The sequence below is a fragment of the Pseudomonas sp. GW821-FHT07F05 genome, from assembly GCF_059418765.1.
The window spans coordinates 24562-35627 of the sequence record NZ_JBWKQL010000007.1 but is presented as its reverse complement, the minus strand read 5'-3'; the positions used below and the strand labels follow the sequence as shown (position 1 = coordinate 35627).

The 11066-nt window shown below is 54.4% G+C and carries 14 protein-coding genes; 4 read left to right on the top strand and 10 right to left on the bottom strand.

The annotated features are described in order from the left end of the window. Positions 1–7: 7 nt before the first annotated feature. The 3 genes from tssC to AC07RO_RS15860 all read right to left on the bottom strand — a co-directional run bounded on the left by tssC (position 8) and on the right by AC07RO_RS15860 (position 2877). On the bottom strand, positions 8–1510 hold the full coding sequence (gene tssC / locus AC07RO_RS15870; protein WP_065988946.1) for a type VI secretion system contractile sheath large subunit: 1503 nt from the start codon (positions 1508–1510) through the stop codon (positions 8–10). 14 nt (positions 1511–1524) lie between these two features. Then, positions 1525–2058 (bottom strand): type VI secretion system contractile sheath small subunit, encoded by a 534-nt coding sequence (gene tssB / locus AC07RO_RS15865; RefSeq protein WP_062387737.1) that lies wholly within the window; start codon positions 2056–2058, stop codon positions 1525–1527. Between the two features lie 69 nt (positions 2059–2127). Next, positions 2128–2877, bottom strand: a complete 750-nt coding sequence (locus tag AC07RO_RS15860) for a hypothetical protein (RefSeq protein ID WP_065988947.1) — start codon at positions 2875–2877, stop codon at positions 2128–2130. A 596-nt stretch (positions 2878–3473) separates the two neighbouring features. Here AC07RO_RS15860 and AC07RO_RS15855 point away from each other — a divergent pair. Next, positions 3474–4037, top strand: a complete 564-nt coding sequence (locus tag AC07RO_RS15855) for a hypothetical protein (RefSeq protein ID WP_192173532.1) — start codon at positions 3474–3476, stop codon at positions 4035–4037. Positions 4038–4330: 293 nt separating this feature from the next. Here AC07RO_RS15855 and AC07RO_RS15850 read toward each other — a convergent pair whose 3' ends face one another. From AC07RO_RS15850 to AC07RO_RS15835, 4 genes are read right to left on the bottom strand one after another with little or no spacing between them, the layout of a single operon-like run. Next, complete coding sequence (locus AC07RO_RS15850; protein ID WP_495086505.1) at positions 4331–4888, bottom strand: HD domain-containing protein; 558 nt, start codon at positions 4886–4888, stop codon at positions 4331–4333. Between the two features lie 5 nt (positions 4889–4893). Then, a complete protein-coding gene (locus tag AC07RO_RS15845) occupies positions 4894–5232 on the bottom strand; it encodes an immunity protein Tsi6 family protein (protein WP_346629083.1) in 339 nt (112 codons plus the stop codon). 32 nt (positions 5233–5264) lie between these two features. After that, positions 5265–5528, bottom strand: coding sequence for a hypothetical protein (locus AC07RO_RS15840; RefSeq protein ID WP_495086504.1), 264 nt, complete (start codon positions 5526–5528; stop codon positions 5265–5267). A 40-nt stretch (positions 5529–5568) separates the two neighbouring features. Next, positions 5569–5832: a hypothetical protein gene (locus tag AC07RO_RS15835; RefSeq protein WP_192173536.1), complete on the bottom strand. Its 264-nt coding sequence runs from the start codon at positions 5830–5832 to the stop codon at positions 5569–5571. Positions 5833–6031: 199 nt separating this feature from the next. On the opposite strand from AC07RO_RS15835, the gene AC07RO_RS15830 reads away from it, so the two are divergent. The 3 genes from AC07RO_RS15830 to AC07RO_RS15820 all read left to right on the top strand — a co-directional run bounded on the left by AC07RO_RS15830 (position 6032) and on the right by AC07RO_RS15820 (position 9087). Next, positions 6032–6760 (top strand): hypothetical protein, encoded by a 729-nt coding sequence (locus AC07RO_RS15830; protein ID WP_346629085.1) that lies wholly within the window; start codon positions 6032–6034, stop codon positions 6758–6760. A gap of 619 nt (positions 6761–7379) precedes the next feature. Beyond that, positions 7380–8048, top strand: a complete 669-nt coding sequence (locus tag AC07RO_RS15825) for a hypothetical protein (protein WP_346629086.1) — start codon at positions 7380–7382, stop codon at positions 8046–8048. Positions 8049–8355: 307 nt separating this feature from the next. Next, entirely contained in the window at positions 8356–9087 is a 732-nt protein-coding gene (locus AC07RO_RS15820; RefSeq protein WP_346629087.1) for a hypothetical protein, read from the top strand. Between the two features lie 419 nt (positions 9088–9506). Here AC07RO_RS15820 and AC07RO_RS15815 read toward each other — a convergent pair whose 3' ends face one another. The 3 genes from AC07RO_RS15815 to AC07RO_RS15805 all read right to left on the bottom strand — a co-directional run bounded on the left by AC07RO_RS15815 (position 9507) and on the right by AC07RO_RS15805 (position 11061). Beyond that, entirely contained in the window at positions 9507–9770 is a 264-nt protein-coding gene (locus AC07RO_RS15815) for a hypothetical protein (protein WP_495086503.1), read from the bottom strand. A gap of 205 nt (positions 9771–9975) precedes the next feature. Then, on the bottom strand, positions 9976–10485 hold the full coding sequence (locus tag AC07RO_RS15810; RefSeq protein WP_495086502.1) for an SMI1/KNR4 family protein: 510 nt from the start codon (positions 10483–10485) through the stop codon (positions 9976–9978). A gap of 45 nt (positions 10486–10530) precedes the next feature. Beyond that, positions 10531–11061, bottom strand: a complete 531-nt coding sequence (locus AC07RO_RS15805) for a hypothetical protein (protein WP_495086501.1) — start codon at positions 11059–11061, stop codon at positions 10531–10533. Positions 11062–11066: the final 5 nt, after the last annotated feature.

The following is an 11066-nucleotide window of genomic DNA, read 5'->3' as shown; positions in this document are numbered from 1 at the left end:
GATTCGGTTAACCGCGTGTGGATTGCGGCAGTTCGGCGACCAGTCGCAGCGACGCCGTCAGTTCATCCAGTTGGTAGTGCGGACGCAGGTACGTCACGGCCTTGTACACGCCAGGCTTGCCCGGCACTTCGAAGACTTCGGCACGGGCTTCACGCAGCGGGAACTTGGCCTTGGCTTCCTGACTGGCGGTGTCGTCGAGCAGCACGTAGCTGGACAGCCACTTGTTGAGGAACATCTCGACGTCTTTGCGCGAAGCGAAGCTACCGACCTTGTCGCGCATGATCGCCTTCATGTAGTGAGCGATGCGCGAGGTGGCGAAGATGTATTGCAACTGCGCCGAGAGACGGGCGTTGGCATTGGCGATGTCGGTGTTGTACTGCTTTTGCTTCTGCGTCGACTGGGTGCCGAAGAACGCCGCGTAGTCGGTGCCCTTGCAGTGCACCAGCGGAATGAAACCGAGGTCGGAGAGTTCTTTCTCGCGGCGGTCGGTAATCGCGATTTCGGTCGGGCACTTGAGGGCGATTTCGCCGTCGTCGGTCTTGAACGTGTGGGTCGGCAGACCTTCCACCAGACCGCCGCCTTCCACGCCACGAATCGCCACGCACCAGCCGTAGCGGGAGAACGCGTCGGTGACGCGAGTGCCGAGGGCGTAGGCAGCGTTCATCCACAGGTATTTGTTGTGGTCGCGGCCATCGACGCTTTCGACGAAGTTGAATTCCTCGACCGGCGTGGTATCCGGGCCATACGGCAGGCGACCCAGCACGTGGGGCAGGGTCAGGCCGACATAACGGGAGTCTTCGGAATTACGGAAGGACTTCCACTTGGCGTATTCGACGGTGTCGAAGATCTTCGCCAGGTCACGCGGGCCGGACATGTCGGTGAACGAGTCCCAGCCAAACAGCTCAGGCGACGCCGCCGAAATGAATGGCGCGTGGGCCGCGGCGGCGACGTGGGAGATCTCTTCGAGCAGGTACATGTCTTCCGGGTTACGGTTGAACTCGTAATCACCCAGCAGCATGCCGAATGGTGCGCCACCAAAGGTGCCGTACTCTTCTTCGTAAATCTTCTTGAAGAGCGCGCTCTGGTCGAATTCGGACGAGGCCTTGAGGTCACGGACCAGGTCTTTCTTCGACGCATTGAGCAGGTGAATCTTCAGCGTGGTGCTGGTCTCGGTCTGGTCGACCTGGTATTTCAGACCACGCCAGGACGCTTCCAGCTGCTGGAATTCACGGGCGTGCATGATCTCGTTCATCTGCTCGGAGAGCATCGAATCGATCTCGGCGATGCGCGCATCGAGCACGGCGATCAGGTCTTTGCTTGGCGTCATTTCGCCTTCGAGCACCTGGCCCACCAGCTCGCCGATCAGATCACGGGTACGGGTGCGTTCGGTTTCGGAGCGGGCAACACGGCTTTCGGAAATGATGCTGTCGAGCAGCGAAGACTGCGGGGCGAAGTTTTCCACTTCAACCAGATCAGTGTCCTGCTGGGCCACGGTTTGTTTGTCGTTCATGGTCGTGCTCCTGCTTACTCTTTGGCGTCGGTGGCGGGAACGGCGGCTTCACGACCGAATTCCTTGCCCAGCGTTTTCAGCTTCTCGGTGTTCTGCAACACGTCCATCAACAGCTCTTCAAGCTTGTCGTTGCCGCCCATCTTGTTGCGCAGATCGGCAAGCTTGTTGCGCACTTCCAGCAGCTTGCGCAGCGGCTCGACTTGCTTGACCACGTTCTGCGGTTCGAAGTCTTCGAGGGCGTTGAAGTTGAGCTCGACGCCCAGCTGCGTGCCGTTCTTGGCCAGCGTGTTGTCGACGCGATAGGCCAGGCGCGGCTTGATGCCTTTGAGCACGCCATTGAAGTTGTCGCGGTCGATGAAGATGAATTTGCGATCCTTGAGCTTGGGCAGTGGCTCAAGGGGGTTGCCGGAAAAATCGCCCAGCACGCCGACGACAAAGGGCAGCTCTTTCTTTTCCTGAGCATCGCCGATGTCGACGTCGTAGGTGATGTGGACCCGAGGGGCGCGAACGCGGTCGAGTTTGTGCTGGGTACTTTCCTTCTTCGCCATCGTGTTCTCCTGTGCGAGCAACTCGCTGCAAGTCATTTTGCGTGTCGGCTCGACGTTGAGCCGAGTGCTTTACAGTCCTTCGATCGTCATCAGCAGGCGCTGACGAATCTCATCTTTCATGTCCATGATGCTGTCCTGGCCCACCAGTTCTTCAAAACTGGCGTTCCCGGCAATCTGCGTGCTGCTGCGAATGACCGAGTCGTCCGGCAGCGTCGAGCGCACCGGGGAGCTGATCACGCAGAACGGCAGGTCGCCAAAATCCTTCAGTCGCTCAAAACTCACCGGAAACCGCAGGCCGTCAAACAAACGCCCAAGGCCCGGTGATTTGCTGACGCAGTAAAACAGCACCAGGTAGTGCACGACGAAACGGTACAACTCGGCGCTGCTGCGGTTGGGGTCTTTGATGACGCTGCGAAAGCGCGCCAAGTCAAAGGAGTTGAACCCGATCACCCAGCGCGTCGGGCTGGTGATGCGGATGGTCTGACCGCTGTCGGCCAGGACCTTGTCGTATTCCAGCGGAAACAGCTCGGGTGTGGTGCTGATCAGGTTCAGCGGCACTTCCATCTCATTGACCAACTGGAACGGAGACGCCGAACCAATCCTGTCGTACAGCTCTTTGAGTTCCTTGAAGTGATGCTGGGTCTCCCGACCACTGCTGCGCTGGGCACCCTGGAGGTACTCACCAAACAGATTCTGCGGACGAATCAGCAGCGCCAGCGTGGCCAGGTAATCGGACGCCTGTGCTTTAAGCACGTCGGAAATAGCCCGGGTCTGGCTGCGCAGCTTTATGAGTGCTTCTACGTCAAACGTTTGAGTCATTGGTACATCGTCCCTGAACCCTTCTCAACAATGCGGCGAATGCGGCGAAACATAGTGAAGAGATCGCGTCGCCCGGCTGGCACACCTTCTCGAAAAGCTGATTCGGATGAAAGTCATCCCGAAAACTCAATGCGAAGGTTAGGCACATGAAACGTGGCCGAACACCGATAGCTAGTAGCCAGCAGTGTCAGCTCAGGCAGTTAATTGTGTGGGAAAGTTCCTACAGACGCGAAGTTTTTCTCACATTTGATACAGCTCGCAATGATGTCTCAAGGCTACTAGGGGACTTTATGGGGTGGTCGGAATGGCTCTAGCCCTTGTGGATCAAGGGCTGCAGGGTTTTATTGGATCCCTTCGGCAGGTGTAAAGAAAAGCGCGGAAAGGTGAACCGGTTGACCTAGTGATCTGAACTAAGCGGGCAACTAAGGAAAATGAGTGGAAACGAGTGGGGCGGAGGGGGTGGCAAGTCTCGGGATTTTTTTGCGGAAATTGGATTTTTTCGGGGGAGGGATGATGTAGTTTGCGCAGGTTCGGCTTGAGTCTTTGGCTTGGGTCGAACGTGTTTTTGTGGACGTTATTTATCAAGGAGCGGGGCTATGGAAATGCGAGGTTGGTTGAGGGCGATTCTGGGTCGCGAGGGGCGGGTGGAGGAGGTTGTGCCAGGGCCGAAGTCAGAGTCAGCTTCTGCCGACGGCAAGGAGCAGGGGCAGGAGGAGCCGTTATCGCGGGTGCAGCAACTTCTCAGCGGGTTGCCGGTTTGTCAGGCGCCTGGTGCGTTCGCGACGCCGCCGCCCGTTTGTCCTTCGGTCTGGGAAAGAGACAAGGCATTACTCGCCAGGTATCACGCCTATGTGGACGACGCCGAGAAGATTGGCTGGCGAGCGCTGCCGGACCCTACTCAGGAAGAGGGACGTGCGCTTGCAGCGCAATGGCGGTCCAGGGCGATCGACCTTTCCAACGCCAAAGCCACCGAGCAATGTGACGGAATTTACTGGTACTTCCAAAGCGCAGCCATCGCTTCACTGTTCGCGGACGGACCGGAATCGGAAGCCTTTGCCCGCTACAGGAGAGATGCGGAATCGTATCGGGGATGGCGCAGGGTGAGCGGTCAGGTGCGGTTGTTTGATGAGTATGTGAGCGTGATTGCGTCTGGCCCATAGCTCAAGCCGGGCGCTGAGTGAAGGGCTGACTGGACCCTTTGGGCTAGACCGCTTCGCGAGCAAGGCCCGACTGGTCTCATGTGGGCCACAGATCCGGGACACACTGCAGATTCTGTGGGAGTGAGCTTGCTCACGAAGAGGCCGGTGCGTTCAGCAGATATCCGTCGGCTGGAATACCATTCGCGAGCAAGCTCGCTCCCACGGCATGGTGGGCTGACCCGATATTTTGGCCAGTTTCGGAAAACTTGTGGGAGTGACCGGAGTGGCGCTTCACCGTGCTCACGAAGAGGTCTTCAGATGTCACGCTGCTCATCGACGTACAAGGATTTATAGCGCGCCATGGCATCGGTGAGTCGGCGCTTCAGGTAATCATTGGTGTGCCCAAGCGCCGCCAGGATCTGCGCAGATTCCTCGTGATAGCAGGCGCGCTTTTCCAACGACCACGTCGATGGCGCGGATTGGAGATTGGTGATTCGGTCGCACAATTTAATGGCCGCCGCTTCCCGGGAATGCGCGGCGATTGCCTGGAAATAGCGCTCGTCCGAGAACGGAACGATCAGGTTCTTGCTCAGGCAGGCGACAGTCGATGCGACAACGGCGCCGAACACTTCAGCCAATGCCTCCTCCGAGATCGCGGTGTCCTCGATCACGTCATGCAGCAGCGCGGCAGGCATGGCGATTGCCAGATCACCGATGTCACTTTCCCGGTCCGCGAAAATCAGCTCGTTGGCGACCATCGCAACATGGGTGGTGTACGGCAGATTCGATCCCTTCATCATCTGCCCGACGTGGGCGTGGGAGGCGAACAGCCAGGCTTTGTTGTAGAGGTGCTGCAGGTCGGTGGACGGCAAACGTTTTACTCCTGAAGTGGGGGGGCTGGGCGGTGCAGGCTTTCGAGGGGCTGGCCGTCTGGGAGTCGAATTTTCAATCCGCGACCGATCTGGCTGCCGATGTAGTAAGCGATGCCGAGTGCATCAGCAAGGTCCGGATCCGTCTCTCCGAACTCCTTCCCGGCCAACGCGCCAATGGTCAGTCTGTGCAGGCGGCTCTTGTCTTTTTCGGTGCCCAGCAAGACGTTTCTGATGAAGTCGAGCTGGATCAGCGCGCTTGCGTAAAGTGGGAACGCTGGACACGATGCCTCCCTCTGGCGCGTGATCGCAATGGCTTCATCGATGTAGTCGATGGCTTTTTTCAACGGGTCGTTTCCCTGTCGTACGGAGCCGTTTGCTAGATCGCGGTGCCTCTGTTCCAACCTGGCTTTTGCATCAGTAATTCGTCCAGCTCTTGTCGGCGGCAGCGGTTGACGAATTGAACCGCTGAGGCGAGATCGTGGTGGAAGCGTTCGAACATTTGTTGGTCTATTGCGTAATATTCTTCGTAGTCCACAAAGCCGCTGCTTACCGGAAATGATACGTAGAACTGGCCTGAGGTTTCTTCGACTCCCAGGGAGAACATTTCTTCTCGGTTTACGTGGATCCGGGTGAATTTCATGCTGAGGTACCTAACGATGGTCTTTGGATTCGCCGCAATGCTAGCAAGCGAAGCCTCGTTTCGAGCCTGGCTTTTGCATCAGCAACTCGTCCATCTCTCGCCGACGGCAACGGTTGACGAATTCAAGCGCTGAGGCGAGATCGTGGTGGAAGCGTTCGGACATCTGTTGGTCTATTGCGTAATATTCTTCGTACTCGATCAAGCCGTTGAAAACAGGGAAAGCCACAAAGAACTGGCCTGAGGTTTCTTCGATGCCAAGACAGAACCTTTCTTCTCGGTTTACGTAAGTGTCGCTGAATGTCATCGTTCGTAGGGCTCCAGTTTGCTTGCTAAAGCAGCTTTAGCGCTGCCTCATTATGCAATATCTGATAAAGCTCGCTGCGCAAAGCTTTACACAGGTTGGTTGTCGTTGAGCAAGGCGGTGCGAATGAGGTCGAGTTTTTGTCTGGTCAACCGTCAGTGATCGACGATGAATGTATGTGCTTATGGGCTAGGGAACGGTAATGATTGATGCGCATAATCTCAAGAAGGTCAGTTGGACATTGCTAACATTCCTTTTATCCATGATGGCCCTAGGTCCATCAAATCTTGAATTTTTCTGGCATCTGTACCTCGTGGTGGCGCTGCTGGCGATTCTGTGGACTCTCTACCTGGTTTATTTTTGTGAGAGATTTACCGTTTATATGATCTCGCTGGTCGTGGCGTTTTTAGGCGCGTTTTGTTCACCAGTCTGCTCGGTCGCGTATCTCGCAGCAGGAAGCATCTGGGGCAAAGAGGGTCTTCTGCCGTTATTGCTAGGGTGCGCCCCGGTTGGTATCACGCTGCTGACCTACTATGCACTGGCCAGAGGTAGATCATCCTTTCATCCGTTCGAATATGACGGGCTAAAAGTTCAGCCGAGGTATGAGAATAGACAGCGATCAGTTGCCTCGTATAATCCCGTGTTAGTTGCCGGGGCTACAACCTTGGCGGCAAGTATTACTATAAATTCACTCGGCCATTTAACTGCTGCAATGGTCGCTATGGTTGGACTGCAGGCGTTTTGCATCGCCGCGTTGTTTCACGCTCGGCACATCATCAGGGGGCTACGCGCGCTCCGCCTTCAAGAACAATCAATGCCTACGCCCTACACGTTCATGCAAATTGACCAAATTCGCGAAGCGCGGAGGCGCTGGTATTTGAGCAGATGGTTCACGTCGATCGCGGCTTGGAGGGTGTCGCAGGATGACTGATTGCTCGATGATTCGTCTCGACTTGGTTTGGTGGGTATCTCGCATCGCTGATTTGTGAACGGTTATAGCGACGGAAACGGCGCGGTGTGGGTTGACGTCATCCGATAGCCAGGCGGGATGGAACCGGAAGGCAGTTGCAGGGCAGAAGCCAGTGCCCATTCGCCGATGCGTGCGCGTCTAACACATTTCGACAATCCAGAGACCGTTTGGCTGCGCAGTCTTCCTGCAACGAGGCGGACTGCTGGAACTCCCAAGCACGATACTCAACGCTGCGCAAAATCGACTCACCGGGTTGACAGGGAGATGCTCAAAAGTGTCTCCTTTCTCGCGGTGACGCCTGTAACGATTCTGAGACTGTGACCTCCTTCGTAATTTATGCGCTGCGAAGATATGAGAGGTCCGACTTCCTGAATACTTTTCGCAGCCGGTTGCAAGGCTTGGAATTCAACTACGGGGACAGTTGCCGCCGATTGCAATTTTTTTGCTCGAAAAGCTATCGCTCGCTACAAGCGTTGATAGTGCGACCGGGAATTCATCATTAATGTGCAGATTGGAGTTATCTGGTTCAATGAATACGATGTATGATCCAGACCCGCGTACAATCAAACGAGGTCCCCTATTGACCTTTCTGTTTGTCGTGGGCGCAGGTGCGTTTGGGCCTGCTAACTTTCCTGAATGCACTTGGCTATATTTCGGTTTCGTGGCCTTATTCTTTTTATATATTCTCTATATGATTTACTGGTGTGAAAGTTTCACATCTTTCACGCTCGGCATGTTTTCGTCATTTGTATTCTCATTTGGCGTCGCTGCGGCGGGTCTAGCCCATGTCGCGCTTGTCGTAGATTTGCACGCTTCGAGATCCCAGGCTGCCGTTGCAAATATAGGGCTCGTGGCGTTGATGGGATTGATCTACGCATTTGTCTATTTTTCTCCTCGTAAGAGTTTTCCTTTTCAAACCGATGGGAACAAGGTTTCACGTGTCGCTATGCGAAGCAGTCATTACAGTCCCGGCCTCATTGCAGGTGTTGGTACTGTGGTATCAGCTCTTTTGATCAACTCTGTGTCATCACTGACGTCTAGCGCCGTCGCTGTGTTGGGCGTCTTTTTTTGCTGCGTTGCCCTCATGCTTTATGAACGTGATGCGATTAGCGGCCTGCGCACCCTCCGTTCTCGGGAGAAGTCCATGCCTGCTCCATTCACCTTCAAGCGAATCGACGAGATCCGTAAAGCCCGCAGCCGTTGGTGGATCAGTAGATTGTTCAAGTGGATTAGTTCCCGGCACCAGTGACCAGGTGCATGATTAAAGGTAATTCTGCGCACGCTGAATTGTCTCTTCGCGTATTCACCCAAGGGGTAAAGGAGATTTACATGATCATGCACCTCGCATCGTTTCTCGCGCCGCAGAACGTACAGCTGATCGCGTCCAGGCTCTGCCAATCCGAAACCGCCGAGTTGCGCGCTGTCGACAGACGCAGGATCTCTAGCCAATCAAAGTCTGTGCTTGAGGGTATGGGTTGGGTTGGAATATTTATTGATCCATGGGTTGAGGCAAACCGATAAAGAATGCGTTGAAGCGTTGAAAGGGATACTGGCTGATGATTTTGGACTCCGATTATCTCAAGCACGGTGCTTGGGTCTCGTTTATCGCACTTGTCTTTTCCATGGCTATCGGGCTCTCTGCGGTTCCGCTCTTCTGGCCAGCCTATATTCTGGTTTTTCTCTTGAAACTTAGCTGGTTTCTCTACCTGATCTATTTTTGTGAGAGGTTTACATTTTATTTGTGGTCAGTCCTAGCCAGTGTGCTGAGCTTCTTGATCATACTAGCAGGCAGTGCCGCTTACGCTTCCGCTGCCGACGTGTGGGGCCCGGCAAGTGCCGAGGCATTCATTGCAGGATTGTTACCCGTGGCTTTAGTATTTTTTACTTATTTTATAATTGCGCGCACAAAACCGTCGTTTCATCCGTTTGAATACAGTGGAAACAAGGTAAAGGTAGTGCCGAGAATTAGTCAGAGCAAGTCAGCAAGGTATCCGGCTGCGTTGTTGGCTGGTGCCTCCACATTAGTCGCGAGTATCTTCGTCAAAATCTTTGGGGTACCCGCAGCGGGAGTTGTTGGTGCGGTCGTCCTGACGACCTGCGCTTTAGTGATTCTTTACCACCTGCGTCATTCAGTTAGAGCGCTGCGCACGTTGAGCATAAAAGAAAAAACCACATCAGGGCGCTACACGTTTATGGAAATCGACGGCATCCGCGAAGCGCGCGGTAGGTGGTGGATCAGTAGATTTTTCACCTGGGTTGGCTCTAGGTGCGCCTCGACGGACGCCTAGGCCATTCGGGGTATGGTAGCCCGTATTTCCCAGTACTTTCGGCAGGTACCCGGTACAAACGGGATTCCGGCAATCGGCTCTACAAGAATGCTGGAGTAACTATAGTTGATTTTGTTTCCCACTTGACGTAGCTAGTAGGCCGTCTGGCTCTGTAGTGCCCTCTGGATCTAGTGAATCCTCATGAAGACCTTGACCCTGAACCTGCGGCGCCGCCGCGGTAGGGTAGATCACTAAATGTGTACCTGATGTCGGGCCAAGTTCACGAGTGGCCATGGCTATGTCACCTTTAGGGATGATTTACACATGAGCCTCGACCACCTTTGTCGTTGGCATCGTAAATGACTTGGGAGAGAGTAGCCTTGCTGCTAAGCGTTTCCGGTCCTCAAGACGCTGCCATATTCGTGAATTGATTCGGCGAGTTATATAGCTTCCCCTCGTCTAGTTCCGGGCTTCTGTATGAGCAACTCGTCCAGCTGTCTGTTGCGGCATTTGGTAACGAACGTCAGTGCGGCATTCAGATCACTTTGGAATAGATCAAGCTGCGCGCGATCAATTTCGTAATATTCTTCATACTCAATCATGTCATTTCTCACCGGAAATGAAGCATAGAACTTTCCTGAAAATTCTTCTATTCCTAGTGAGAAGCGCTTTTCGCGATTGAAGTGAATATCTGTAAATTTCATAAGGTCCTCTGCGATAGATCAGTCTTTAAAATTCGATCCGCGGATACCTCTTATTGATGCCGGCAGGTGTCCTCGATCACGTTGTGCAGAAGCGCGGCAGGTATCGCGATGGACAGATCACCGATTTCACTTTCCCGGTCCGCGAAAAATCAGTTCGTTCACGCTCACCATGCCACCTGGGCGAGCCGCCCTAAAGAGTGATATCTCAGAAGGACAAATCGATGCTGACGATCTTTTTACTCTTTTCCAACGCTTCGCTATCGCTTGTCTCGTTTGGCGTTAACCTGTTCAGGAAGTCTTCCAGACTGGAAGAAATCAAGACATATCCCCGGTCGACACCCGCCGCGTCATGTGCCCAGTAATGAACGGCCCCAGTTGCTTTAGCAATGCAAAACTGGTCGCCCGCGGGCGATTCGCCGAAGGTGTAGGTCTTGTCGGGGATTCGGCCGGAATACATGTTGTTCCTCTGGAAGATGTTGTATCCGTCGGGTGATAGGCCATAGATGATGTCCAGGTCGTAGGTCCCGGTCTGGCTCACGAACTGGGCACCTCGGGTGAAGACTACTGCTCCGCCTAGATCGGAGGAGAGATCCACCAATAGATCCTCAATCTCAATGACACATCCCTCCTGCAGAGGTTCGTCAATCTGGCGAGAGGTTGGGCTTGCGCAATGAGCACCGAGTACCTCAGACATTCTTTTGCTGATTGCTCTCATGTTACCGCTCCTGACCCGATGACCCAGTGCCAATCCTTCAAATGATTATGCTCCATCAGGAACGGAGTCAGGGCAGTTAAGCTTGTCCCGGACGTGGTGTGCTGTGCGCACCAAGGGATCCCACAAGCCTGCCTCGCTGTTCCAGGCAGCGCCTGCCCAACGTTGGTCGGCGGTCAACTCAGCCCTGCGTTCGACCAAGCGTCGTTTGAGGATATCTGAGACGGCACTCAAATCAATCTTGGGCAGCGCTGCATATGGCCCGTCTGGCTGCGCTTCTTTATTCGCGAGGCAGTAGCAGTAGCACCAGATCCAGCTTTGAGCCATATAGATCGCCCGATTTTGATCTGGATAATGGTTGAGCAGTTTCAGCAAAGCCTGAACAAAACTCGCTGAGAATGAAGCGTTACGGGCGTTAAATTGCGGCATGAACAGCCGATCGAAAGCGACGACAACATTCTGAGGGTCGGCGTTGTCGTCTTTGGTCTCGAGAAAATAAAAGGGCTCGCCTGCGAGGAATCTGTCGAATTCATCGTGATGCAATGCAAGCTCAAGTACGTTGGCAGGTTCCTTGTTCATTCAGT

Bases quoted from the DNA above. Each gene is read 5' to 3' on its own strand.
- tssC (WP_065988946.1), bottom strand. From the start codon at position 1,510: ATGAACGACAAACAAACCGTGGCCCAGCAGGACACTGATCTGGTTGAA.
- tssB (WP_062387737.1), bottom strand. From the start codon at position 2,058: ATGGCGAAGAAGGAAAGTACCCAGCACAAACTCGACCGCGTTCGCGCC.
- AC07RO_RS15860 (WP_065988947.1), bottom strand. From the start codon at position 2,877: ATGACTCAAACGTTTGACGTAGAAGCACTCATAAAGCTGCGCAGCCAG.
- AC07RO_RS15855 (WP_192173532.1), top strand. From the start codon at position 3,474: ATGGAAATGCGAGGTTGGTTGAGGGCGATTCTGGGTCGCGAGGGGCGG.
- AC07RO_RS15840 (WP_495086504.1), bottom strand. From the start codon at position 5,528: ATGAAATTCACCCGGATCCACGTAAACCGAGAAGAAATGTTCTCCCTG.
- AC07RO_RS15835 (WP_192173536.1), bottom strand. From the start codon at position 5,832: ATGACATTCAGCGACACTTACGTAAACCGAGAAGAAAGGTTCTGTCTT.
- AC07RO_RS15830 (WP_346629085.1), top strand. From the start codon at position 6,032: ATGATTGATGCGCATAATCTCAAGAAGGTCAGTTGGACATTGCTAACA.
- AC07RO_RS15820 (WP_346629087.1), top strand. From the start codon at position 8,356: ATGATTTTGGACTCCGATTATCTCAAGCACGGTGCTTGGGTCTCGTTT.
- AC07RO_RS15815 (WP_495086503.1), bottom strand. From the start codon at position 9,770: ATGAAATTTACAGATATTCACTTCAATCGCGAAAAGCGCTTCTCACTA.
- AC07RO_RS15810 (WP_495086502.1), bottom strand. From the start codon at position 10,485: ATGAGAGCAATCAGCAAAAGAATGTCTGAGGTACTCGGTGCTCATTGC.
- AC07RO_RS15805 (WP_495086501.1), bottom strand. From the start codon at position 11,061: ATGAACAAGGAACCTGCCAACGTACTTGAGCTTGCATTGCATCACGAT.